This window comes from Ruegeria sp. CG3 (genome assembly GCF_056537205.1).
Genome location: NZ_JBQFRC010000002.1, coordinates 436,274 through 460,881, shown reverse-complemented (window position 1 = coordinate 460,881; position 24,608 = coordinate 436,274). Strand labels below are relative to the sequence as shown.

At 62.7% G+C, this 24,608-nt stretch carries 23 protein-coding genes and 1 riboswitch; of the genes, 18 read left to right on the top strand and 5 right to left on the bottom strand.

The features are described from left to right. Positions 1 to 9 precede the first annotated feature (9 nt). On the top strand, positions 10 to 831 hold the full coding sequence (locus ACR0NB_RS12845) for an ABC transporter permease (RefSeq protein WP_093963926.1): 822 nt from the start codon (positions 10 to 12) through the stop codon (positions 829 to 831). Here ACR0NB_RS12845 and ACR0NB_RS12840 read toward each other — a convergent pair. Further along, positions 828 to 1,430 carry an alpha-ketoglutarate-dependent dioxygenase AlkB family protein gene (locus ACR0NB_RS12840; protein ID WP_170342689.1) on the bottom strand — a complete coding sequence of 201 codons (603 nt, stop codon included), beginning with the start codon at positions 1,428 to 1,430 and terminating at the stop codon, positions 828 to 830. The genes ACR0NB_RS12845 and ACR0NB_RS12840 overlap by 4 nt on opposite strands. 213 nt (positions 1,431 to 1,643) lie before the next feature. On the opposite strand from ACR0NB_RS12840, the gene dnaK reads away from it, so the two are divergent. The 13 genes from dnaK to radC all read left to right on the top strand — a co-directional run bounded on the left by dnaK (position 1,644) and on the right by radC (position 13,199). Further along, the gene (gene dnaK / locus ACR0NB_RS12835) at positions 1,644 to 3,551 is read left to right on the top strand and encodes a molecular chaperone DnaK (RefSeq protein WP_170342692.1); all 1,908 of its coding nucleotides are present in this window, start codon (positions 1,644 to 1,646) and stop codon (positions 3,549 to 3,551) included. Positions 3,552 to 3,625: 74 nt separating this feature from the next. Then, positions 3,626 to 4,768 (top strand): molecular chaperone DnaJ, encoded by a 1,143-nt coding sequence (dnaJ, locus tag ACR0NB_RS12830; protein ID WP_170361153.1) that lies wholly within the window; start codon positions 3,626 to 3,628, stop codon positions 4,766 to 4,768. A 126-nt stretch (positions 4,769 to 4,894) separates the two neighbouring features. Continuing rightward, positions 4,895 to 4,997, top strand: a riboswitch (TPP riboswitch). A 46-nt stretch (positions 4,998 to 5,043) separates the two neighbouring features. Then, entirely contained in the window at positions 5,044 to 5,847 is an 804-nt protein-coding gene (gene thiD, locus ACR0NB_RS12825) for a bifunctional hydroxymethylpyrimidine kinase/phosphomethylpyrimidine kinase (RefSeq protein ID WP_170600940.1), read from the top strand. Then, positions 5,844 to 6,821: an FAD-dependent oxidoreductase gene (locus tag ACR0NB_RS12820; protein WP_480775877.1), complete on the top strand. Its 978-nt coding sequence runs from the start codon at positions 5,844 to 5,846 to the stop codon at positions 6,819 to 6,821. The genes thiD and ACR0NB_RS12820 overlap by 4 nt, the downstream gene beginning before the upstream one ends. Further along, complete coding sequence (gene thiS, locus ACR0NB_RS12815; RefSeq protein WP_170342698.1) at positions 6,805 to 6,999, top strand: sulfur carrier protein ThiS; 195 nt, start codon at positions 6,805 to 6,807, stop codon at positions 6,997 to 6,999. Before ACR0NB_RS12820 ends, thiS begins: the two co-directional genes overlap by 17 nt. A gap of 2 nt (positions 7,000 to 7,001) precedes the next feature. Further along, entirely contained in the window at positions 7,002 to 7,772 is a 771-nt protein-coding gene (locus tag ACR0NB_RS12810; protein ID WP_480775876.1) for a thiazole synthase, read from the top strand. Continuing rightward, a complete protein-coding gene (locus ACR0NB_RS12805; protein ID WP_480775875.1) occupies positions 7,769 to 8,365 on the top strand; it encodes a thiamine phosphate synthase in 597 nt (198 codons plus the stop codon). Before ACR0NB_RS12810 ends, ACR0NB_RS12805 begins: the two co-directional genes overlap by 4 nt. Continuing rightward, positions 8,362 to 9,324: a ThiF family adenylyltransferase gene (locus ACR0NB_RS12800; RefSeq protein WP_480775874.1), complete on the top strand. Its 963-nt coding sequence runs from the start codon at positions 8,362 to 8,364 to the stop codon at positions 9,322 to 9,324. The genes ACR0NB_RS12805 and ACR0NB_RS12800 overlap by 4 nt, the downstream gene beginning before the upstream one ends. A gap of 20 nt (positions 9,325 to 9,344) precedes the next feature. Beyond that, entirely contained in the window at positions 9,345 to 10,280 is a 936-nt protein-coding gene (locus ACR0NB_RS12795) for an ABC transporter substrate-binding protein (RefSeq protein ID WP_170370370.1), read from the top strand. Continuing rightward, positions 10,277 to 10,951: a thiaminase II gene (gene tenA, locus ACR0NB_RS12790; protein WP_170370369.1), complete on the top strand. Its 675-nt coding sequence runs from the start codon at positions 10,277 to 10,279 to the stop codon at positions 10,949 to 10,951. Before ACR0NB_RS12795 ends, tenA begins: the two co-directional genes overlap by 4 nt. Then, positions 10,948 to 11,676 (top strand): ABC transporter ATP-binding protein, encoded by a 729-nt coding sequence (locus ACR0NB_RS12785; RefSeq protein WP_480775873.1) that lies wholly within the window; start codon positions 10,948 to 10,950, stop codon positions 11,674 to 11,676. Before tenA ends, ACR0NB_RS12785 begins: the two co-directional genes overlap by 4 nt. Next, a complete protein-coding gene (locus ACR0NB_RS12780; RefSeq protein WP_480775872.1) occupies positions 11,673 to 12,407 on the top strand; it encodes an ABC transporter permease in 735 nt (244 codons plus the stop codon). Before ACR0NB_RS12785 ends, ACR0NB_RS12780 begins: the two co-directional genes overlap by 4 nt. Before the next feature lie 36 nt (positions 12,408 to 12,443). Then, positions 12,444 to 13,199: a RadC family protein gene (gene radC, locus ACR0NB_RS12775; RefSeq protein ID WP_480775871.1), complete on the top strand. Its 756-nt coding sequence runs from the start codon at positions 12,444 to 12,446 to the stop codon at positions 13,197 to 13,199. A 3-nt stretch (positions 13,200 to 13,202) separates the two neighbouring features. Here radC and ACR0NB_RS12770 read toward each other — a convergent pair whose 3' ends face one another. The 3 genes from ACR0NB_RS12770 to secA all read right to left on the bottom strand — a co-directional run bounded on the left by ACR0NB_RS12770 (position 13,203) and on the right by secA (position 18,507). Beyond that, the gene (locus ACR0NB_RS12770) at positions 13,203 to 14,759 is read right to left on the bottom strand and encodes a phosphate ABC transporter substrate-binding/OmpA family protein (RefSeq protein WP_480775870.1); all 1,557 of its coding nucleotides are present in this window, start codon (positions 14,757 to 14,759) and stop codon (positions 13,203 to 13,205) included. Positions 14,760 to 14,783: 24 nt separating this feature from the next. Continuing rightward, positions 14,784 to 15,701, bottom strand: a complete 918-nt coding sequence (locus tag ACR0NB_RS12765; RefSeq protein WP_480775869.1) for a hypothetical protein — start codon at positions 15,699 to 15,701, stop codon at positions 14,784 to 14,786. A gap of 100 nt (positions 15,702 to 15,801) precedes the next feature. Further along, positions 15,802 to 18,507, bottom strand: a complete 2,706-nt coding sequence (secA, locus tag ACR0NB_RS12760; RefSeq protein ID WP_170373173.1) for a preprotein translocase subunit SecA — start codon at positions 18,505 to 18,507, stop codon at positions 15,802 to 15,804. 176 nt (positions 18,508 to 18,683) lie between these two features. Between secA and ACR0NB_RS12755 the strand changes: the two genes are divergently transcribed. The 3 genes from ACR0NB_RS12755 to mutT are packed head-to-tail and all read left to right on the top strand — an operon-like array spanning position 18,684 to position 21,219. Further along, positions 18,684 to 19,532, top strand: a complete 849-nt coding sequence (locus ACR0NB_RS12755) for a peptidylprolyl isomerase (RefSeq protein ID WP_170370363.1) — start codon at positions 18,684 to 18,686, stop codon at positions 19,530 to 19,532. Positions 19,533 to 19,538: 6 nt separating this feature from the next. Further along, entirely contained in the window at positions 19,539 to 20,765 is a 1,227-nt protein-coding gene (gene argJ / locus ACR0NB_RS12750; RefSeq protein ID WP_480775868.1) for a bifunctional glutamate N-acetyltransferase/amino-acid acetyltransferase ArgJ, read from the top strand. 55 nt (positions 20,766 to 20,820) lie between these two features. Next, entirely contained in the window at positions 20,821 to 21,219 is a 399-nt protein-coding gene (gene mutT, locus ACR0NB_RS12745) for an 8-oxo-dGTP diphosphatase MutT (protein WP_480775867.1), read from the top strand. A gap of 150 nt (positions 21,220 to 21,369) precedes the next feature. Here mutT and ACR0NB_RS12740 read toward each other — a convergent pair whose 3' ends face one another. Further along, positions 21,370 to 22,188: a bestrophin-like domain gene (locus ACR0NB_RS12740; RefSeq protein WP_170342728.1), complete on the bottom strand. Its 819-nt coding sequence runs from the start codon at positions 22,186 to 22,188 to the stop codon at positions 21,370 to 21,372. Between the two features lie 409 nt (positions 22,189 to 22,597). Between ACR0NB_RS12740 and ACR0NB_RS12735 the strand changes: the two genes are divergently transcribed. Beyond that, positions 22,598 to 24,541, top strand: a complete 1,944-nt coding sequence (locus ACR0NB_RS12735; protein ID WP_480775918.1) for an AMP-binding protein — start codon at positions 22,598 to 22,600, stop codon at positions 24,539 to 24,541. The last annotated feature ends 67 nt before the right edge of the window (positions 24,542 to 24,608 follow it).

Genomic DNA, 24,608 nt, shown 5'->3' with positions numbered 1-24,608 from the left:
AGCGTTCGAGTGTTCTATTACAAGCGAAGCAGCAGCCTTGTGGGTGGGGCATTCAACCTTGCGGAACTGGTGTTTCATGCCGTTGTCCGCAACATCCGCTCGCAGCATTCCAACGCCGTAATCGCCATCATGATGAACATCGTCCAGGTCGTTTTGATGGCGACCGTGTTCTATTTCATCATGTCGTTTCTGGGCGGACGGGTTGCCAAGATACGGGGTGAGTTCATCCTGTACATCCTGTCCGGCATCTTTCTGTTCATGACGCATATCAAGTCCGTCGGTGCGATCGCGGGGCTTGGAGGCACCAACAATCCCATGATGCTGCATTCGCCGATGAACATGATGGTTCTGCTATTGGCCGCCGCCTTCGGGACCTTGTACACGCAGGTCGTTTCAATCCTGGTGATCCTGTTCGTCTACAGCGTCGCGGTCAATCCGATCGAGATGCAGGACCCGGGCGGCGCGTTCGCGATGCTGATCCTTGCGTGGTACACCGGCTGCGCGGTCGGTCTGGTCTTCATGGCGCTCAAGCCGTGGATGCCGCAGACCTCCACCATTCTCAGCAATGTCTATCGCCGGATGAACATGATCTTCTCGGGCAAGATGTTCGTGGGCAATGCGCTGGGCGGATGGATGCTGGCCATGTTCGCCTGGAACCCGTTGTTTCACGTGATCGATCAGTGCCGCGGTTTCGTGTTTCGCAACTATTTTCCGCGCAATTCCAGCTGGGAATATGCGCTTTGGGTCGGTATCGCCCTGATGATGATCGGGTTGCTGGGAGAGTTCTTTACCCGCAAGCACATCTCGAAAAGCTGGGATGCGCGCCGTTAGGTTGCCACGCGCAGCGTCAGGTTGATCCGGCCCCCTTTGGGCAGCAGGCGCGAAGAGCCGAAGCGGATCCGGTCGATACCGTGATAGGCCAACCGGGCGGGACCGCCCATGACGACCACGTCGCCGGAACTCAGCCAGACGGACTCGGTTTTGCCGCCGCGGGTCGTGTTGCCGATCCGGAACAAGGCGTCATCGCCCAACGAAACCGACAGGACCGGCCACGAGAAATCGGCCTCGTCCTTGTCCTGGTGCATTCCCATCTTTGCGCCTTCGCCGTAGTAGTTGATCAGACAGCAATCGGGATCTCGATCGGTTCCGGCAAGGTCGCGCCAGATCGACAGGATCGGGTCCGGAATGGCAGGCCACGCCATGCCCTTGGGGTGCGCGTCTTGGTACCGGTATCCAGCCCCGTCCGACACCCAGCCCAGGGTTCCGGCAGACGTCATGCGAACCGACATTTTGCGCCCCGAAGCGGTGCTGGGATGAAACAGCGGAGCGGCTTTCAGAATCGGCCGCAGTAGCTCGATGATCTGCCGCTGAGCAGCGCCGTCCAGATGGCCTTTTCGGATGTCGAACCCCCGTAAATTCAGGCGCGTCATGACAGAAACCTCATTCCTTTCGAAATCCTTGCCAAAAAAGGCCCAAGATTCCCGAAAACCTGCATTTCACAACGCTTGCAGGCCTCAGGCCTCGCCCTTATATACGCCGGGACGCGCGATGGTGTAGACCTGTCGCGCCCAGCAGATCGGGGCAGGGATGCCGTAACGGGTTCCGGCCTCGGGACATCGCCTTGAAAAGAAAGGGATCGAAAAATGGGAAAAGTAATCGGTATTGACCTCGGGACCACCAACTCGTGCGTAGCCATCATGGACGGCGCGCAGCCGAAGGTCATCGAAAACGCGGAAGGGGCGCGGACCACGCCCTCGATCGTCGCCTTCACCGAAGACGAGCGACTGGTCGGGCAACCGGCGAAACGCCAGGCGGTCACCAACCCCGACAACACGATTTTTGGCGTCAAGCGCCTGATCGGGCGTCGTGTGGATGACGCAGAAGTCCAGAAGGACAAGAAAATGGTGCCCTACGCCATCGTCGATGGCGGCAACGGCGACGCTTGGGTCGAGGCCCGCGGGCAGAAATACTCCCCAAGCCAGATCTCGGCCTTCATCCTCGGCAAGATGAAAGAAACCGCCGAAAGCTATCTGGGTGAAGAAGTCACGCAGGCCGTGATCACCGTTCCGGCCTATTTCAACGACGCTCAGCGTCAGGCCACCAAGGACGCCGGCAAGATCGCCGGTCTGGAAGTGCTGCGGATTATCAACGAACCGACTGCCGCCGCGCTGGCCTATGGCCTGGACAAGCAGGACAGCCAGACCATCGCGGTCTATGACCTTGGCGGTGGTACCTTCGACGTGACCATTCTGGAAATCGACGACGGCCTGTTCGAGGTCAAGTCGACCAATGGTGACACCTTCCTGGGTGGTGAAGACTTTGACATGCGCATCGTCAACTACCTGGCCGACGAGTTCAAAAAGGAACACGGCGTCGACCTGAGCCAGGACAAGATGGCGCTGCAGCGTCTGAAGGAAGCCGCAGAGAAGGCCAAGATCGAGCTCAGCTCGACCACCCAGACCGAGATCAACCAGCCGTTCATCTCGATGGGCGCGAACGGTCAGCCGCTGCACATGGTCATGAAGCTGACCCGTGCCAAGCTGGAATCGCTGGTCGGCGACCTGATCAAGAAGTCGCTGAAGCCCTGCCAGGCCGCTCTGAAAGACGCCGGCATCTCGGCCAGCGATGTGGATGAGGTTGTTCTGGTCGGTGGTATGACCCGGATGCCGAAAGTCATCGAAGAGGTGACCAAGTTCTTCGGCAAGGAGCCGCACAAAGGTGTGAACCCGGACGAAGTCGTGGCCATGGGTGCTGCGATCCAGGCCGGTGTTCTGCAAGGCGACGTCAAGGACGTGGTTCTGCTGGACGTGACCCCGCTGTCGCTGGGCATCGAAACTCTGGGCGGCGTGTTCACCCGCCTGATCGACCGCAACACCACGATCCCGACCAAGAAGTCCCAGGTCTTCTCGACTGCCGAGGACAACCAGAACGCCGTGACCATCCGGGTGTTCCAGGGTGAGCGTGAGATGGCTGCGGACAACAAGATCCTGGGCCAGTTCAACCTTGAAGACATCCCGCCGGCCCCGCGCGGCATGCCTCAGATCGAGGTGACCTTCGACATCGACGCCAACGGCATTGTTTCGGTTTCGGCCAAGGACAAAGGCACCGGCAAGGAACAGAAGATCACGATCCAGGCCTCGGGCGGACTGTCGGAAGAAGACATCGAAAAGATGGTCAAGGACGCCGAGGAAAACGCCGAAGCCGACCGCAAGCGCAAGGAGCTGGTCGAAGCCAAGAACCAGGCCGAAAGCCTGATCCACGCGACCGAGAAATCGATCGAGGAGCATGGCGACAAGGTCGATCCGTCGACCATCGAGGCCATCGAACTGGCGCTGGCGGCCCTCAAGGACGAGGTCGAGTCGGACAATGCCGACAAGATCAAGGCTGGCATCCAGAACGTGACCGAAGCGGCCATGAAACTGGGTGAGGCGATCTACAAGGCGCAGTCCGAAGAGGCCAGCGACGAACCGGCAGCCGCGGATGCGGGTCCCGGCGATGACGACATCGTCGATGCCGAGTTCGAAGACCTGGACGATGACAAGCGCAACTAACGGGTAACCGGGCCAATTCGGGCCGGTCCGGATGCCGGGCCGGCCCGTTTACGTTGAGGCAGAAGGAAATACCGATGTCAAAACGCGACTATTACGAAGTGCTCGGCGTGTCCAAGGGTGCTTCGGCGGATGAGATCAAGAAAGCTTTTCGCCGGAAGGCGAAAGAGCTGCACCCCGATCGCAACAAAGACAACCCGGATGCCGAGGCCCTTTTCAAAGAGGCCAACGAGGCCTATGACGTTCTGCGCGACGCTGACAAAAAGGCCGCGTATGACCGGTTCGGCCATGCTGCGTTCGAGAATGGCATGGGCGGCGGCCAGCGTGGTGGCGGCTTTGGATCGGGCGATTTCTCCAGCGCGTTTTCCGATGTGTTCGATGACCTGTTCGGCGATTTCATGGGTGGACAGCGTGGCGGTGGCGGACGCCGTGCCGCTCGCGGTTCGGACCTTCGCTACAACCTGAGGGTTTCGCTGGAAGAGGCTTATTCCGGCCTGCAGAAAACCATCAACGTGCCGACAGCCGTGGCCTGTTCGTCCTGCGAGGGCACCGGCGCCGAGGGCGGAGTTGAACCAACCACCTGCCCGACCTGTTCCGGCATGGGTAAGGTGCGCGCGCAACAGGGCTTTTTCACTGTCGAGCGCAGCTGCCCGACCTGTGCGGGTCTGGGGCAAATCATCAAAAACCCCTGCAAATCCTGCCACGGCTCGGGCCGGGTCGAGAAGGAACGCGCGCTGTCGGTCAACATTCCGGCAGGCGTCGAAACCGGCACCCGTATCCGTTTGGCGGGCGAGGGCGAGGCCGGAATGCGCGGCGGTCCTCCGGGCGATCTCTACATCTTTGTCGAGGTGACTCCGCACAAACTGTTCGAGCGGGACGGCCCGAACCTGTATTGCCGCGTGCCTGTCAGCATGGCGAAGGCGGCGCTGGGCGGCTCGATCGAAGTGCCCACCATCGACGGTGGCCGCGGCCGGGTGCAGATTCCGGCCGGCAGCCAGTCGGGCCGGCAGATGCGCCTGCGCGGCAAGGGTATGCCTGCGCTGCGGGGCGGCGGTATCGGTGACATGTTCATCGAGCTTGCGGTCGAGACTCCGGTCAACCTGACCGCGCGGCAAAAAGAGCTGCTGCAGGAGTTCGACGATCTGGGAGAGGACAACCACCCGGAATCGAAAAGCTTTTTCTCATCCGTCAAATCCTTCTGGGAAAGGATGCAAAGCTGATCCCAGCGTTCCAGAGACCGAAAGGCCGGCGTATCATCGCCGGCTTTTTTGTTTTCTAAGTCCAGTTTGGCCGGAAACTGCGCGGAATTGGCCCTTGATTCTCGGCCTCAGCCTTGAGAATGTCCGCGCCAACCGTTGGGGTGCCCCGGAACCGGGGCTGAGAGGCGCGAGCCAACCCATCGAACCTGATCCGGGCAATACCGGCGGAGGGAACGGTCTAAAACACTCAGACGTTTTCCATGCCCGCGTTGCCCCACATGCAAGAAGGGAGCGACATGGCGCATATCGCTTTGACCATCGCAGGATCCGACAGCGGCGGAGGGGCCGGTATTCAGGCCGATCTCAAAGCGATGTCGGCGCTGGGTGTGTTCGGTGCCAGTGTCATCACCGCGGTCACCGCCCAGAACACGCAGGCGGTCACCGCTGTGCATGGTATCCCGCTGGACGTGATCGCCGCGCAGATCGACGCGGTTCTGTCCGATCTGGACGTGCGCGCGGTCAAGATCGGCATGTTGGCCACGCCCGAGATCATCCAAACCGTCGCCGACGGCCTGTCCGGCTTTGCCGGGCCAATCGTGCTGGACCCGGTGATGATCGCCAAATCGGGCGATGCCCTGCTGGCGCGCGAGGCGGTGCAAACGTTGCGCGAGGTGCTGCTGCCCCGCGCCACCGTCCTGACCCCGAACCTGCCCGAGGCCGCCTGTCTGCTGGACCGGCTGGTCGCCGAAACGCCCGAGGAGATGGTCGCGCAGGGCCATGACCTGTGCACCCTGGGGGCTGGGGCCGTCCTGATGAAAGGCGGACACGGCAAGGGCGATACCTGCCATGATCTGCTGATCGATCAGAACGGCGTCATCGGTGAATTTACCGCGCCCCGTCAGGACACGCGCAACACCCACGGCACCGGATGCACCCTGTCCTCGGCCATCGCGGCCGGTCTGGCCAAGGGGCTGCCTCTGGTCGATGCGGTGGCGCAGGCGCATGACTACCTGCAAGGCGCGATCACCCGCGCGGACGAGCTGCAGGTCGGCTCGGGCCACGGGCCGGTGCATCATTTCCACCGGGTATGGCCGGCGTGACGGTCTGGTCGGTCATAGGTGCCGGCGTCGCCGGCTTGGCCGTGGCCTCGGAACTGGTGGCGCGGGGCGCGCAGGTACAGGTGTTCGATCCGGGCGGGCCGCCCGGTCCGCATGGGTGTTCCTGGTGGGCCGGCGGCATGCTGGCGCCGTGGTGCGAATATGAAAATGCCGAGGAACCGGTGCTGAGGCTGGGGCAGCAGGCGATCGACTGGTGGGCGGCCCGCACCCCGGTCGCGCGGCAGGGAACGCTGGTCGTGGCCAACACGCGCGACCTGCCCGACCTGCGCCGCTTTGCCCGCCGGACCGAGGGATTCACGCAGGTCGATCAAGCGAAAATCGCCAAATTAGAGCCTGATCTGCACGGGTTTTCCCAAGGCCTGTTCTTCGCCGACGAGGCCCATCTGGACCCTCGCCGGGCATTGCAGGACCTCTATCGCGGCCTGCAGGACAAAGGGGTCGAATTCCACCGCAAGCTGGCCCCGTCGCGGCTGGACAACGCCATCGATTGCCGGGGCTTGCACGCGCGCGACATCCTGCACGACCTGCGCGGCGTGAAGGGCGAGATGCTGGTGATCCGCTGCCCGGACGTGACGCTGACCCGACCCGTACGCCTGCTGCATCCCCGGATGCCGCTCTATGTCGTACCGCGGGGCGAGGGCATCTACATGCTGGGCGCCACGATGATCGAATCCGAGGACAGCAGCCGGATCACCGCGCGCTCGATGCTGGAACTGCTCAGCGCGGCCTATGCGCTGAACCCGGCCTTTGGCGAGGCCGAGGTGCTGGAAATCGGGGTCGATCTGCGCCCGGCCTTTCCCGACAACCTGCCGCGCATCCGCCGGCTGGGCCGGACGATCTATGCCAATGGCCTCTATCGCCACGGCTATCTGCTGGCGCCGGCACTGGCCCGGGGCGTGGCCGATCTGGCGCTGAAAAACACACATTCGGAGATGGTCGATGAAGATCGTGCTTAACGGCGAGCCGCGCGAGGTGCGCGCCGAAACCCTTGGCGAGCTGCTGGCCGAATGCGGCTTTTCCGGCCGCGTCGCCACCGCGGTGAACGAAGAATTCGTGCCCTCCAGCCTGCGCATCGCGCACAAACTGGCCGAGGGCGACAGGGTCGAGGTCGTCGCACCGATGCAGGGGGGCTGAAGATGAAAACGTTTTACGGTACCGAACTGCCAAACCCGCTGATGCTGGGCACCGCGCAATATCCCAGTCCGGCGATCCTGGAACAGGCGTTCCGGGCCAGCGGCGCGGGCGTGGCCACCGTCTCGTTGCGGCGCGAGGGCGCGGGCGGGGCCGGTCAGGCCTTTTGGTCGATGATCCGCGATCTGGGCGTGCTGATCCTGCCAAACACCGCCGGCTGTCACACGGTCAAAGAGGCCGTCACCACCGCCCACATGGCGCGCGAGGTGTTCGACACGTCGTGGATCAAGCTGGAACTGATCGGCCACACTGACAGCCTGCAGCCCGACGTGTTCCAACTGGTCGAAGCCGCGCGCATTCTGACTGACGAGGGGTTCCAGGTTTTCCCCTACACCACAGAAGACCTGATCGTGGCCGAACGCCTGCTGGCTGCCGGGTGCCAGGTGCTGATGCCCTGGGGCGCGCCGATCGGGTCGGGGCGGGGCTTGAACAACGAATACGCCCTGCGCGCGATGCGGGCCGAGTTTCCCGACGTGCCGCTGGTGGTGGATGCGGGCATCGGCCTGCCCAGCCACGCCGCCCACGCAATGGAGCTGGGCTATGACGCGGTTCTGCTGAACACCGCCGTCGCCCGCGCGGGCGACCCGGTGGCGATGGCGCAGGCCATGGCGCTGGCGGTGCAGGCCGGGCAACTGGCGCATCAGGCCGACCCGATCGAGCCGCGCGACATGGCCGAACCCTCGACCCCCGTGATCGGAAAGGCCTTTCTGTCATGACGCTCGACCGTTTCTATCCGATCTTCGATCATAGCGACTGGCTGCGGCGGATGCTGCCTCTGGGCGTGAAACTGGTGCAGCTGCGCATCAAGGATCAGCCCGACGCGGTGGTGCGTGCGGAAATCGCGACCGCGCAGGCCCTGTGCCGGGACCACGGCGCGGTGCTGGTGGTGAACGATTATTGGCAGGCGGCCATCGACTCGGGCTGTAACTGGATTCATCTGGGGCAGGAGGATCTGGACGACGCCGATCTGCCCGCCATCCGAAAGGCCGGGCTGAAACTGGGCGTGTCCACCCATGACGATGACGAGCTTGAGCGCGTGTTGTCGATGGATCCGGACTATGTGGCGCTGGGGCCGGTCTATCCGACCATCCTGAAAAAGATGAAATGGCACCAACAGGGTCTGCCGCGCGTGACCGAGTGGAAACGGCGCGTGGGTGACATCCCCCTCGTCGGCATCGGCGGCATGAGCGTCGAGCGCGCACCGGGCGTGTTTCAGGCCGGCGCCGACATCGTCTCGGTCGTCACCGACATCACCCTGAACCCCGACCCCGAAGCGCGGGTGCGCCAGTGGATCGAGGTCACACGATGAGCCGCTATGCACGACAGATGATCCTGCCCGAGGTCGGGGCCGAGGGGCAGAAGCGCCTGGCCCGCGCGCGGGTTCTGGTCGTGGGCGCCGGTGGGCTGGGCGCGCCCGTGCTGCCGCTGCTGGCCGGGGCCGGGGTGGGGCATCTGACCATCGTCGATCCCGATATGGTGGACCTGTCGAACCTGCACCGCCAGACGCTGTTCACCGAATCCGATTGCGGCCGCCCCAAGGCCGAAGTGGCCGCCGAACGCTGCCGGGCGCTGACCAGTGAGATCACCGTAGCGGCCAATAAACAGGCTCTAACACCGGCAAATGCCGCCGGTCTGGTGGCCGAGGCCGACCTGGTTCTGGACTGCGCCGACAGCTACGCGGCCAGCTATACGCTGTCGGATACCTGCCTGGCGCAGGGCAAGCCGCTGATCAGCGCCTCGGTCCTGGGTCTGTCGGGGTATGTCGGCGGGTTCTGCGGCGGCGCGCCGTCTCTGCGCGCGGTGTTTCCCGAAGCGCCCGACAGCGGGGCCAGCTGCGCAACTGCAGGCGTTCTGGGCCCGGTCGTGGCGATGATCGGCGCGATGCAGGCGCAGATGGCGCTGGGCGTGATCCTGGGCCTCGATCCCTCCCCGCTGGGCCAGATGGTGCAGGTGGACGGGCGCAGTTGCACCAGCAGCGGTTTCCGCTTTGGCACCGCGCCGGAACCCGACAGCCATTTCCCCTTTGTCGCGCCCGCGCAGCTGACCCCGGACGACCTGATCGTCGATCTGCGCAGCGTCGATGAAGCCCCCCAGCCGATCCACCCCAACGCCCGCCGAATGACGGTCGAGGCGCTGAAAACAGACCCTAACAAGGGCAACACTCTGGCCCTCTGCTGTGCCACTGGGCTGCGTGCCTGGCGCGCGGCCGAGGAACTCCACCCCCATTGGCACGGCCGGATCGTTCTGGTCGCCGCCGCAACGTCGTGAAGCAAAAGGAAACGCAGACCATGAAGAAACTGATCACCGCCCTTGCCTTGCTGGCCGCCGCGCCCGCCTGGGCGCAGGACAAGATGACCGTCCTGCTGGACTGGTTCGTGAACCCCGACCACGGCCCGATCATCGTGGCGCAGGAAAACGGCTATTTCGCCGAACAGGGGCTTGAGGTCGAAATTGTCCCGCCCGCCGATCCGTCCGCCCCGCCGCGCCTTGTGGCCGCCGGTCAGGCCGATCTGGCCGTGTCCTACCAGCCGCAGCTGCATCTGCAGATCCACGAAGGCCTGCCGCTGAAACGGGTCGGCACGCTGGTCGCCACGCCGCTGAACTGCCTGCTGGTTCTCGAGGATGGCCCGATCAAAACGCTGGCCGACCTCAAGGGCAAGAAGATCGGCTTTTCGGTCGCCGGTGTCGAAGAGGCGATCCTGACCGCGATGCTGAATGTGCATGGCGTGTCGCTGGACGATATCGAGATGATCAACGTCAACTTCTCGCTGTCGCCGTCGCTGATGACGGGGCAGGTGGATGCCGTGATCGGCGCCTTCCGAAATTTCGAGCTGAACCAGATGGACATCGAAGGCGTTCCGGGCCGCTGCTTCTACATCGAGGAAGAAGGCGTGCCTCCCTATGACGAGCTGATCTATGTGGCCAACCCCGAAACGATGGACAAGGACATGATTGCCCGCTTTCTGGCCGCAACCGAGAAGGCCACGCAGTATATCGTGAACAACCCGGAAAAAAGCTGGGAGATCTTCGCCGACACCTCGCCCGAGCTGCAGGACGAGCTGAACGCCCGCGCCTGGGTCGACACGCTGCCGCGTTTCGCGCTGCGCCCGGCGGGCTTTGATGCCGGCCGCTATGCCCGGTTCGAGGCCTTTCTGAAAGACTCCGGCATGATCGACAGCATCAACCCGGTCAGCGACATCACCATCGACGTGACCGCGCAATGAGCGACTATGGCAAAGCCTTCGCACTGATGCGCGATGCGGCGCAGGGGCCGTGGCGGGACTATACCCGCCACGCCTTTGTCGAGGGGCTGAAGGACGGCACCCTGCCGCGCGCGGCGTTTCTGCATTACCTGCGGCAGGATTACGTGTTCCTGATCCATTTCTCGCGCGCTTGGGCGCTGGCGGTGGTGAAATCGGAAACTCATGCCGAGATGCTGGCCGCGTCGCGTACGGTGAACGGGCTGATCAGCGAAGAGATGAAGTTGCATATCGGCATTTGCGAGGCCGAGGGCATCAGCCAGGACGAGCTGTTCGCCACGCCCGAACGCCCCGAGAACCTGGCCTATACCCGCTATGTGCTCGAGGCCGGTTACAGCGGTGATCTGCTGGACCTGCTGGCGGCGCTGGCGCCCTGCGTGATGGGATACGGGGAAATCGGCACCCGGCTGGCGGCCGAGGCCGCCTCGGACACCTATCGCGACTGGATCAACGCCTATTCCAGCAGTGAATATCAGGAAGCCTGTCAGGCTGTGGGTGAACTGCTGGATTCGGCTCTAACAAGGCGACTTGGGGCGGATTTTCGTACCACACCGCGTTGGGATCGCCTGTGCCAGACCTTCCGCACCGCGACCGAGCTCGAGGTGAATTTCTGGCAGATGGGTCTGACCCCATGACCCCGCCCCCCGATCTGACCCTCAGCGGACAGGCCAGCATCGACGGCGCGCCCTTGTTCGCGCCGCTGACTCTGTCGCTGAAGGCCGGGCAGTGGACCTGTCTGCTGGGCGGATCGGGGGTCGGCAAGACCACGGTTCTGCGCCTGATCGCCGGGTTGGTGACCGGGGCCGAGTTCACCGGCGAGATCCGCGCCAGCGACGGGCTGCCGGTGGCCGAGCGCGTGGCCTACATGGCGCAGGACGATCTGCTGCTGCCCTGGGCCACGGTCGCGCAGAACGTGGCGCTGGGCGCCCGGCTGCGCGGCGAACGGGTCGATCAGGACCGCCGCGCCCGGCTGATCGAACGGATGGGGCTGCAAGACCACATGACCAAGAAGCCCTCGGAACTGTCCGGCGGGCAGCGTCAGCGCGTGGCATTGGCCCGGACCCTGATGGAAGACAAGCCGATCATCCTGCTGGACGAGCCGTTCTCGGCGCTGGATGCGCGCACCCGCGCCGACATGCAGGACTTGGCCGCCGAAGCGTTGCAGGGACGGACCGTTCTGCTTGTCACCCATGATCCGGCCGAGGCCGCGCGTCTGGGTCAGTCGATCATGGTGATGACACGACACGGCCTGACCCCGTGCCAGCCGCCCCATGCGCCGGTACCGCGCCGGGTGGACGATCTGGAAACGTTGGAAACGCAGGGCGCGCTGCTGAAGCTGCTGCGCGAGGAGGTGGCATGAAAACGCTCTCGGCCCTTGCCGCAACGTTGTTTGCGCTGGTCCTCTGGCAAGCGATCGTCACCCTGACCGGCCTGCCGAAATTTATCCTGCCCGGCCCGGCATTGGTGGCCGAGACCTGGTGGGAAAACCGCTGGCTGATCGCCGAACACACCTGGATCACCGCCATCGAGGTGCTGATCGGTTTGGCCTGCGGCACCGTGCTGGGCGTCGTCACCGCGCTGCAGCTGGCCAATTCCCGCGCCGCGCGGGTGCTGGTGCAGCCGATGCTGGTTTTCACCCAGGCGCTGCCGGTGTTCGCGCTGGCGCCGCTGCTGACCCTGTGGCTGGGCTATGGGCTGTGGTCCAAGGTCGCGATGGCGGTGCTGATCATCTATTTCCCCATCACCTCGTCGTTTTTCGACGGGCTGATGCGCACGCCGCCCGGCTATCTGGATCTGGCCCGCACCATGCAGGCCAGCCCGCGCAGCGTGTTGTGGCATATCCGCATCCCGGCGGCGCTACCCTCGCTGGCTTCGGGGATGCGGCTGGCGGCGGTCTATGCCCCGATCGGGGCGGTGATCGGCGAATGGGTCGGCTCGTCGCAGGGGCTGGGATACCTGATGCTGCTGGCCAATGGTCGCGCCAAGACCGACCTGATGTTCGCTGCGATGCTGACGCTGGGGGTGTTCTCGATCCTGCTGCATCTGGCCGTGCGCCGCGCCACGGCCCGCATGGCCGGTGAGGCGCGTTAACCATTCGGAAACCGATTCTGGGGCAATCATGGGCGCATGACCAAGGACGCTTTTGCCGAAGCCCCATCGCTGTTCGAAACTGACGAAGCGCCGGTGACGCCGCTGCCCACGGGTCGGCTGCCCTCGTATATCAAGGACCACCGCAAGCGCCTGCGTGAACGGTTCATGTCGGGCGGCGCCGGGGCGATGCCGGATTACGAGTTGCTGGAACTGGTCCTGTTCCGCTCGATCCCCCGGCAGGACGTGAAACCGCTGGCGCGGCTGCTGCTGGATACATTCGGCGATTTCAACCGGGTGCTGACCGCCCCTGTGGAACGCCTGCGTCAGATCAAGGGCGTGGGCGATACGGTCATCACCGACCTCAAGATCCTCGAGGCCTGCGCCCATCGCATGGCCCGCGCCCGGGTGATGCAGCGGCATGTGATTTCCAGCTGGGACGCGTTGCTGGATTATTGCCACACCACCATGGCGCATCGCGAGATCGAGCAGTTCCGCGTGTTCTATCTGGACCGCAAGAACGTGCTGATCGCGGACGAGGAGCAGGCCAAGGGCACCGTCGATCACGTGCCCGTCTACCCGCGCGAGGTCGCCAAGCGCGCTCTGGAGCTGAACGCCTCGGCGCTTATCCTGGTGCACAACCACCCGTCGGGCGACCCGACGCCGTCGCAGTCGGATATCGACATGACAAACCGCATCAACAATGCCTGCGCCGCACTGGGGCTGACCTTGCACGACCACCTGATCATCGGAAAATCGACCGAACTGAGCTTCCGCTCTGAAGGTTATCTCTGACCGCTAGCGCACCCAGACTTCGACCCGGCGGTTGGCCTTGCGGCCCCATTCCGTGTCGTCGCAGGCCATGGGCATGGCTTCACCGAATCCTTCGACGGCGATCTCGACGGTTTCTGGTACTGCGGTCTCGATCGCGGCCAGGATCGCGTTCCGCACGGTCTGTGCGCGCCGCAAGGCGATGCGGGCATTGGTTTCCGCGGCACCGTCCCCGTCACTGAAACCGACGAAGACCAGTTTGCGCCCGTCATACTGGCCCGATTCAAGCGCCTGCGCCATTTGCAGGATGTTCGATCGCGACTGCGCGTCTGGCCGCGACGATCCCGGCTCGAACCGGAAAGACACCGACAGGCGCGACAGCGGGCGCAGAGTTTCGATCATCCGTTGCAGTTCTTCCAGACCCACCTCGGACCCACCCGAGGTGATGGCGTTGGCCAACCGGTCGCCCTGAAGCCCAAGACGTACCAGTTCGTGGGACTGGTCGACGAAACCGGCTTGCCGGATGACCATCTGTGCCTCGGGGCTTTGGACATAGGCCAGAAACTGGCGGGCGATCTTCGGCAGGCGCCGCTGCGGTAGATACAGGAACATCGGCAGGGTCAGCGGATAGTCCTCGGTCTTGATGGCGGCGCGCGTGGCGCGCAATGCGTGACCGCATCCGCCGGACAGCGGCAGACTGCGCACGTTTTGCGGGTCAGCGTGGCTGACGATACCGAGTGCGAAGGGATCGCGCGCAACCGCTGCTGCCAGTTCCGCGCTGCGGGTGTGTCGGATCACGTCCTCATGCGCCTGCACACCGGCTGGCTGCATCACCTGATCTTGCACGGCCTGACCAACGCCTGTTGTCACATCCGGCAGATGAACGGCGATGGGGGCATCCGGGCCACCGAGCTGTGCCCAGTTGGCGACCTCGCCATTTATGACCCGCGCCAGGTCCGAAACCGAGATCTGCTGGATCGGATTGTCCAATGAGACCACCGGCACCAGCGCGCCAAGGGCCACCACCCGCGATCGGCGCGGTCGGGACAGGTCGCCCAGACCGTTTTCCTGCGCCGCCGCGGCCTCCTGCGGGCGGATTTCGCGCATCGCCAAAGCGATGTCTGCCTGATCGGCGGTCAGATCGGCAAAACCGCGGTCGGTGTCCGAAACGCGCAGGAAAAACCGCGCCAAAGGTGCAGTCCGATCCGGCTGCGTCAGGGCAAAGACAAGCTGCGCAGGGTCCGTGCCTTCGCTTAACACGTTCAGGTTTTCTCGTTGCGCAAAGCCTTCGATCAGGGCCGGAAGTAGGGATTCGGCCATCACCGATGCGCCAGAGAAGTTCACTTCGGCCACAAAGTCGATCAGGTTGGGGCAAGCCGGACCGTCGCAGGTGACGCCGGATCCATCCACCGTCAATTCGCCGAACTGGGTGTCCACACGGTAGAACTCACCATCAAACCCCAACAGGTTCCCGGTGATCTCGACCTTGCCGTCATGCGAGGTCAGCGTGATGTCCTGAGCGAGGGCGCCTGAAGCGCCAGCCATCAACGACAACACCGTCATCGTCGCGTGAAGATACTTCATAAAGACCTGTAGACCTGCCTGCCGTTACTTTGCGGCGATTGTCAGGTCTTGGAACAGATTATTCAACACCAGAAAGTCCTGTCCGCTGTCGCAGGCCGGCAGGGTGATCGACAGCTCTCGCGACCGCAGCCCTTGATCGTCCAGCAACTCGAGCGCTTGCAGATCCAGGTCCTGCCCACAATTTCGGGGAGTCACTTCGGCCTCGACGCTCAGGGCGACGGTGCCATTTGCCTCGGCCAGGTTGCGGGGGACCGAATAGATCTCGACATTGCGCTCGCCGGCCATGCCGAAGTGGACAACCTGCCCGGTGCCGGAGCTGCCGGCGTTCGACCAGACATGCCCGGCCTCGCCATAGGATGCACCGAACTCCAACGCGTGCAGTTGCAATTCGGTGTCCCCCATCCATTGCAGCGCAACCCGGTCATAGTCTGAAAAATCAGGAATGTGAGTGGTGGCGACAGTGCCGCGCTGGTTTTTGAACGAGATCAGGAAAATGGCATATTCCGACAGGGCGGGAATGGACAGGTCCAGACGACCGTTCTTGTCGGTTCTGGCGCTGAACGTCATGCCGCTGTGGTGCAGCTCGACGGTTTCATCGGGATTGCAGGGGGCCTTCAGGGTCAAACGTGCTGTCGCGTAGGGGGCTGCCATTGCGCGGGCCCGGAGATCGCAGTTGACCTGCGCCTGGGGAACGGCAGGCTCAGCCCGAGGCGGAACCTTGGCCGAGGGTTCGGGGGCCGTGGACGCATTCGGCGTCGCCGAAGTCAGAACGATACCTTCCAACCCGGCAATCACGGTGCCTTCTCCAGACGGCTGGATCATCGCTTGACGTGTTTCCTGCACGTCCGGCTGCGAGGCCGGTCCGTTCTGCATCAGGTAGCCGATGGCCAAGGCGCATGCGACCGTGCCACCTGTGGTCACGTAGTTCCGTATTACAAACAAGACACCCTCCCCAGTTGAAGGAGCGAGTCGGAGAGTGCTTAACAATCGCGGCCAATATGTGGCCGCGACGCGGACTCATTATGTCGGGAATCTGACCGGATCAGGCAAGCCGACCATGGCAGTGCTTGAATTTCTTTCCGGACCCGCAGGGGCAGGGATCGTTGCGCGACGGATTACCCCAGGTTGACGGGTCGTCCTCGACAAAGCCGGGCCGCGCATCGCCCGAGGCCTGCGCCTCGGCCACCGCTTCGGCCTGTTCGGCGGCTTTTTTGATCTGGGCCTGCTGCGCCTGCATCTGTGCCAGCATCTCGCGCTGCTCTTCTTCGGTCAGCGGGCGGACGCGGGCCAGTTGCTGGGTGACCGTTTCGCGCAGGCTGTCGAGCATGTTCTCGAACAGCTGGAAGCTTTCGGTCTTGTATTCGTTCAGCGGATCGCGCTGGGCGTAACCGCGGAAGCCCACGACCGAGCGCAGATGTTCCAGGGTCAGCAAGTGCTCGCGCCACTTGCTGTCGATGGTCTGCAGCAGCACCTGCTTTTCGATGTTGCGCATGTTCTCGGGGCCGAAGGCGGCAGCCTTCTGGGCCATCATCTCGTCGGTGGCCTTGATCAGGCGCTCGCGAACCACGTCGTCGTCGACCCCATCCTCGGCCGCCCACTCCTGAACCGGAACATCAATGTTCAGCTTTTCCTTGAGGGCCGCGTGCAGCCCGTCGGTGTCCCACTGATCGGCGTAGGTTTTGGGCGGCATGTACTGGTCGATCAGATCGTCGATGACCTGTTCGCGCATGTCCGAAACGATTTCGGACAGATCGTCGGTCGACATGATTTCGCGTCGCTGGTTGAAGATCACCTTGCGCTGATCGTTCATCACGTCGTCGAACTTGAGAACGTTCTTGCGCATGTCGAAGTTGCGGCCTTCGACCTTGGCCTGCGCACGTTCCAGCGATTTGTTCACCCAAGGGTGGACGATCGCTTCGCCTTCTTTCATGCCCAAGGTGGTCAGAACCTTGTCCAGCCGTTCTGAGCCGAAGATGCGCATCAGGTCGTCTTCCAGGCTGAGGAAAAACACGGTGCGGCCCGGGTCGCCCTGACGGCCCGAACGGCCGCGCAGCTGGTTGTCGATGCGGCGGCTTTCGTGGCGCTCCGAGGCCAGAACGAACAGACCGCCGGCCTCAAGCACCTTTTGCTTTTCTTCCGCATGGCGCGCCTCTTCCCGGGCGCGCAGTTCGGCCGGGTCGGCGTCGGGGTTTTCGGCCAGCGCCTGCATGACGCTCATTTCAACGTTGCCGCCCAGCTGGATGTCGGTGCCGCGGCCGGCCATGTTGGTGGCGATGGTTACCGCGCCCAGACGTCCGGCCTCGGCCACGATCTGGGCCTCCTGCTCGTGCTGGCGGGCGTTCAGGACGTTGTGCTTGATGCCTTCCTTGGTCAGCATCTCGCTGAGCATCTCGGACTTCTCGATCGAGGTGGTGCCCACCAGAACCGGCTGGCCCTTGGCGTTGGCCTTCTTGATCTCTTCGATCATGGCCGCGTATTTCTCGGCCGCGGTGCGATAGACCTGATCATCCTCGTCGACACGGGCGATCGGCTTGTTGGTCGGCACTTCAACCACGCCGAGGCCGTAGATTTCGGCGAATTCCTCGGCCTCGGTCAGGGCGGTACCGGTCATGCCGGCCAGCTTGTCATAGAGGCGGAAATAGTTCTGGAAAGTCACGCTGGCCAAAGTCACGTTTTCGGGCTGGATCGGCGCGCCTTCCTTGGCTTCGATCGCTTGGTGCAGGCCTTCGGACAGACGGCGGCCCGGCATCATGCGCCCGGTGAATTCGTCGATCAGAACCACGTTGCCGTCGCGTACGATGTAGTCCTTGTCCCGCTGGAACAGCTTGTGCGCACGCAGGCCCTGGTTGACGTGGTGCACCACCGTGGTGCTTTCAGGGTCGTACAGCGACTGGCCCTCGGGCAGCAGGCCACTGGCGTGCAGCTGCTCTTCGAGGAACTCGTTGCCTTCATCGGTGAAGGTCACGCTGCGCGACTTCTCGTCGATCGTATAGTGATCGTCCTGCAAGGACGGGATCAGACCGTCGATGGCCGTGTAGAGATCGGACCGGTCCTGAGATGGACCCGAGATGATCAGAGGGGTCCGTGCCTCGTCGATCAGAATCGAGTCGACCTCGTCCACGATCGCGAAATTGTGGTGCTTCTGGTAGACCTCGTTCAGATCCGCTTTCATGTTGTCGCGCAGATAGTCGAAGCCCAGCTCGTTGTTGGTGGCGTAGGTGATGTCACAGGCATAGGCCGCTTTTTTCTCGGCATCGGGCTGGCCCGACCAGATCACGCCGGTGGTCATACCCAACGCGCCGAACACGTTGCTCATCCATTCGGCGTCACGCTTTGCCAGATATTCGTTGACCGTGACGACATGCACGCCCTTTCCGGTCAGTGCGTTCAGATAGGCGGGGAAAGTGGCGACCAGGGTCTTGCCTTCGCCGGTCTTCATCTCGGCGATGTTGCCCTGATGCAGGAAGATGCCGCCCATGAGCTGCACGTCAAAGGCCCGCAAACCCAGCGCGCGCTTGGCGCCCTCACGAACGTTGGCGAATGCCTCGGGCAGCAGGTCGTCCAGGCTCTCACCCTCGTTGGCCCGCTTGCGCAGCTCTTCGGTCTTGGCTTTCAGATCGTCATCCGAGAGTTTTTCGAACTCCGGCTCCAGCGCGTTGATCTTTTCGACCAGCGGGCGGGTTGCCTTGATCTTGCGGTCGTTCGGTGTTCCGAACACCTTTTTGGCAAGCGTACCGAGTCCCAGCATGTTCACTCCAGCGGATCTTTTCTTGTCTTGGTTGCGACAGGCTTGCCCACCTTGCGCGCAACCCATAGATAGCTGGGAGGAAAAGATGGTCCTGTCAAAGGCTGCAAGCGATGTAAGCGGCAGGTTCCAGAGTGTCAACGCCACGCCCTGTCGCGGCCAGAATATAGGATGAATTCATGCCCAAAGGTCTCACTTTTCTGCCATCGCTGGCTCTTGCGGCCATGATGGCCCTGCCTGTCGCCGCTGAAACCGAACACTCTGCCGATACGGTTGTGGCGCGCGTCAACGGCGACGAGATCACTTTGGGTCACGTGATTGCCACTGCGGCTGGCCTGCCGCCGCAATATCAGCAGTTGGAAGACGAGGTCCTGTACCAGTTCATCGTCGAGCAGCTGATCCAGCAACAATTGCTCAGCCAGGAGCAGGAAGACTTGACCCGCCTGAACGCGCTGATGCTGACCAACGAAGAGCGCTCGCTGAAGGCGGTGCAGACGGTGAACCAGATCACCGATGCCGAGGTGACCGACGACGCGATCCAGGCCGCCTATGACGCGCAGTTCGCGGACTTCCAGGGCGAGGACGAGTTCAACGCCAGCCACATCCTTGTCGCGACCGAGGAGGAGGCCAAAGAGATCAAGGCGCAACTGGATGACGGCGCCGATTTTGCCGAGCTGGCCAAAGAGAAATCAACCGGCCCGTCCGGTCCCAATGGCGGTGCGCTGGGCTGGTTTGGCAAGGGCCAGATGGTGCCCGAATTCGAACAGGCCGTGATCGGGCTGGAAAAAGGTCAGGTCTCGGACCCGGTACAGACCCAGTTCGGGTGGCATGTCGTGATCCTGAACGACAAACGCAAATCCGAAGCGCCCGAGTTTGCGGCGGTGCGGGATGAACTGGCCCAGTCCGTCCGTCAGGAGGCCATTCAGGCCAAGATCGACGAGCTGACCCAGGCCGGCAGCGTCGAGCGCCCCGAGGTCGAGGGCCTGACCCCGGACGTGGTCCGCAAGCTGGACCTGGTTCAGGAGTAACCCGGCGTGGCCAAGATCACCAAGGTGTCTCCGCTGGCCCCCGCGGCCTTCCCTGATCTGCCGGTCATCGACGGTGTGCGGTTCGCCACCGTCGCCGCCGGGGTGCGGTATCAGGGCCGCACCGACGTGATGCTGGCGGTGCTCGATCCGGGCACCGCGATGGCGGGGGTGTTCACCCGCTCGGCCACCCGTGCGGCGCCGGTGCTGGATTGCCAGGACAAGATCGGCGGGCCCAGCGACGGGCCGGCGGCGATCCTGGTGAACTCGGGCAATGCCAACGCCTTTACCGGGCAGTACGGGCGGGCCTCGGTCGAGCAGATCACCGAAGCCGTGGCGCAGGCGACCGGTGTGGCGCAGAACCGCGTGTTCACCTCGTCCACCGGGGTGATCGGCGAGCCGCTGCCGCATGACCGGATCGTGGCCCGGCTGGACGAACTGACCGACGGCCTGCGCGCCGACGCGTTGGAAGAGGCCGCGCGGGCGATCATGACCACCGACACCTTCCCCAAAGGCGCCAGCGCGCAGGTCGAGATTGACGGCAAAACAGTCTCTATTGCGGGGATTGCCAAAGGGTCGGGCATGATCGCGCCCGACATGGCGACGATGCTGGTCTATATCTTCACCGATGCGAATATCGACCAATCAGCGCTGCAACGGATGCTGGCCGAGCAGACCGACCGGACCTTCAACTGCATCACCGTGGACAGCGACACCTCGACCTCGGACAGCCTGCTGCTATGCGCGACCGGCGCGTCGGGCGCGGATGCCACCGGCAATGCCGATTTCGCGCGGGCGCTGGAATCGGTGATGCTGGATCTGGCGCATCAGGTGGTGAAGGACGGCGAAGGCGCCACCAAATTCGTAGAGATCCGCGTGACCGGCGCCGCCTCGGACGCCGATGCCAAAGTCCACGGCATAGCCATCGCCAATTCACCGCTGGTCAAGACCGCCATCGCGGGCGAGGATCCGAACTGGGGCCGGGTCGTCATGGCTATCGGCAAATCCGGCGCGGCGGCCGATCGCGACACGCTCAGCATTTCCTTCGGCGATATCCTCGTGGCCGAAAAAGGCTGGGTCAGCCCGACCTATCGCGAGGAAGACGCCGCCGCCTACATGAAGGGCCAGGAACTGGTGATCGCGGTCGATCTGGGGCTGGGCGAGGGCAAGGCCACTGTCTGGACCTGCGATCTGACCCACCGATACATCGAGATCAACGCGGATTACCGGTCGTGACATCAGAGCTATTCGAGCAGAAGTGGAGCCCGATTTTGCGTCCGGGATTGCGACCATGAAAACGGTTCTCGTCTCTGCCGTCGCCTTGATCGACGTGGATGGGCGGGTGCTGCTGGCGCAGCGCCCGGAAGGCAAATCCATGGCTGGGCTGTGGGAATTTCCCGGCGGCAAGATCGAGACGGGCGAAACCCCCGAGGCCGCCCTGATCCGCGAATTGCACGAGGAACTGGGCATCGACACCTGGGCCTCGTGCCTTGCACCGCTGACCTTTGCCAGCCACAGCTATGACGATTTCCATCTACTGATGCCGCTGTTTGCCTGCCGCAAGTGGCAGGGCATTCCGCAGTCGAAAGAGGGTCAGGCGCTGAAATGGGTGCGGGCGAACGATCTGCGCAACTATCCGATGCCGGCGGCAGATGTTCCACTGATCCCGATTTTGCGGGATTGGTTGTAGGGCGCAAAGCCAAGGACGTTCGAGTTGATAGGTCTGGATGTCTTGTATGCGGGACGAACTCGACATTCGCGGCAAGCGGCTTGAGCCGCCCAAAAACAACAAACGAAACCGCCCTACGCGGTTATCTAAGCTGTGTGTTCAGGCTAACCCTCAAAATGATCTTTCGATCACCTTTTCAAGTGAAACTGGTGTGACTTTAACAATCCGCTCGAATGGATTCCCCATAACGACGATTCCAAAAAGCACTGCTCCGTTCAATGCCGCAAACATCGCCATCACCGCCGTAGAAGCACTACTCAAGGGGTATGCTAGCAAACAAATCGCAGTAAAAACAAAACCGACTGAAGCGATCGTCCAGAATAGCCGGGTTGGGCCAGACAGGACATTCAAACTGAGAGTGGCACGGGTCTCTTGCACAACCAGATGACTGGTAAGAAGGTCTTCTGCAATCGGTTCGTTTGCGTTTGACCGCAGATGTATCAAGCCAGTACCGATCTCACGCATTAGCGCGTCTGCTGCCAACGAAAGCTCGCCTTTCCTGAGAAGGGGCCATTCCTCATTGACTAAGACGTTTGCCAGTTCCGCCACTTTGGCTCTTATGATCGCAGCTTCCGGGTCGCTCGACCAACCCAAGCCTTTATAAATTCGCTCTATTTCTATGGCCTGCTGGTTGGCAACAGATCTCAATTCGGTGAAGTCGTCTCGAGTTACGCTAAAGCCAAGTGTCAGCAACAGCGAGTGTATCACTGATATTCTGAATGCGCCCCAATCAAGAATCTTGATGTGTTCGTCGGCAATTCGGTTGTGTATCACGGCGTACATCAGGCGGTACAGCAAAGTTGTGACGAGGGTGAAGCATGCGACACACAGCAAGAATACGGGTATCAGATCATTAGAAAAGGCCAAGGTCCGTACCTTTCGATCACTTTTTCGCCGCTCAACACCCACTTTTGAATGAGCATCCAGCAACTTTATATTGGAAACGTACGATCGCAAACACTGCTACTTTGGGTCGCCGAGGACAAACGTCAGCTTCGAGCTCGAAGCTGCCATTTATCACGCTCTGCATATACGACCGTTATCATATTCTCTTTAGCGTTTCGGCGTAGAAGCAGAATGCAAACCCACGCCGCTCTTTTTTGAAGCGTGATGTTCCGATTTGTACAAGACGTACAAATCGGAACATCACCCCGGCATCCCTGTTACAATTCGTAAGAATTGAGAAAACATCACGAAAAAGTTGACGCTGATCGTCCTCCTTGTCCTTAATCGGGGCAGCGGCGCGCGGGTCTGACCCGGCGACGTCGTTCCGGCCCAACCCGGGGCCGGATGGGGAGGAGAGATAGAATTGGCTCAGACGCAGTCGGGCGCCGAGGGGATGCACTCCCTTCCGGCGCTGCTACACCGCAATGCGACGCAGTTCGGGGATGCCCCGGCCTACCGCGAAAAGGAATTCGGGATCTGGCAGTGCTGGACCTGGGCGGAAACGGCCGCCGAGATCCGTGCGCTGGCTCTGGGGTTCCTGGAGCTTGGCGTTGAAAAGGGCGACCATATCGCCGTGATCGGGCGCAACCGCCCGGCGCATTACTGGTCGATGGTCGCGGCCCAGATGGTGGGCGCGGTGCCGGTGCCGCTGTATCAGGACTCGGTCGCCGAGGAGATGGCCTATGTGCTGGAACACTGCGGCGCGAAATACGTGGTCTGCGGCGACCAGGAACAGGTCGACAAGGTCATCGAGATCCAGCAGGACCTGCACCAGGTCAAGCACATCCTGTACACCGACAAGCGCGGCATGCGGAAATACGACCACAGCCAGATGAACGCGCTGAGCGACATCATGGCTGAGGGGCGCGCCGGGCACCACCGGTTCGATGCCGAGCTGGACCGCCGCATCGCCGAGATCACCTATGACGACACCTGCGTGATGCTCTATACCTCGGGCACAACGGGCAAGCCCAAGGGCGTGGTTCTGTCGAACCGCAACGTGATCGAAAGCGCAAAGAACTCGGCCGAGTTCGACCACCTGACCCGCAACGAGGATATCCTGTCCTATCTGCCGATGGCTTGGGTGGGCGATTTCATCTTTTCGGTCGGTCAGGCCTATTGGTGCGGGTTCTGCGTGAACTGCCCCGAAAGCGCCGACACGATGATGACCGACCTGCGCGAGATCGGCCCGACCTACTTCTTCGCGCCGCCGCGTGTATTTGAAACCCAGCTGACCAACGTGATGATCCGGATGGAGGATGCCAGCCCGATGAAGCAGCGGATGTTCCGCTATTTCATGGATCACGCCAAAAAGGTCGGCGGGCGCATCCTGGACGGCCACCCGGTCGGACTAATGGATCGCCTGAAATACGCGATCGGAAATGTCCTGGTTTACGGACCGCTCAAAGATACGCTGGGCTATGGCCGGTTCCGTGTCGGATACACCGCGGGCGAGGCGATCGGGCCCGAAATTTTCGATTTCTACCGCTCGCTGGGGATCAACCTGAAGCAGCTTTATGGTCAGACCGAGGCGACGGTGTTCATCACCGTCCAGCCCGACGGCGAGGTGCGCGCCGATACAGTCGGTGTGCCTGCGCCCGATGTCGAGCTGAAGATCGCCGAGAATGGCGAGATCTTCTATCGCTCGCCCGGCGTGTTCGTTGAATACTTCAAGAACCCCGAATCCACCGCCTCGACCAAGGACCCCGAAGGCTGGGTGGCCACGGGCGACGCGGGGTTCATCGAAGAAAGCAGCGGCCATCTGCGGATCATCGACCGCGCCAAGGACGTGGGCAAGATGGCTGACGGCTCGATGTTCGCGCCGAAATATGTCGAGAACAAGCTGAAGTTCTATCCCGACATCCTCGAAGTGGTGCTGTTCGGCAATGGCCGCGACCGCTGCGTGGCCTTCATCAACATCGACCTGACGGCGGTGGGCAACTGGGCCGAGCGCAACAACATTGCCTATGCCTCGTACCAGGAACTGGCGGGCCATCCGCGGGTGCTGGAGACGATCCGCAGCCATGTGGAAGAGGTCAACAAGTCGGTTGCCGCCGACGAGATGCTGTCAGGCTGCCAGGTGCACCGGTTCGTGGTGCTGCACAAGGAACTGGACCCCGACGATGGCGAGATCACCCGCACCCGAAAGGTGCGCCGCAAGTTCGTCGAAGACAAATACGCCGACATCATCGCCGCGCTTTATGACGGGTCCGAGACGGTCTCGACCACGACCGAGGTGACCTATGAGGACGGGCGCAAGGGATCGATCAGCGCCACGCTGCAGATCGTCGACGTGCCGGTCGTTCCGGTGTCGCATCAGAAGGTGGCCGCGGAATGAGGCCGGTCGTGCGCCGCTCGGCCTGCGGCCATCGCCCCGCCCGCCGTCCCGTTCACCCGCAGTTTGA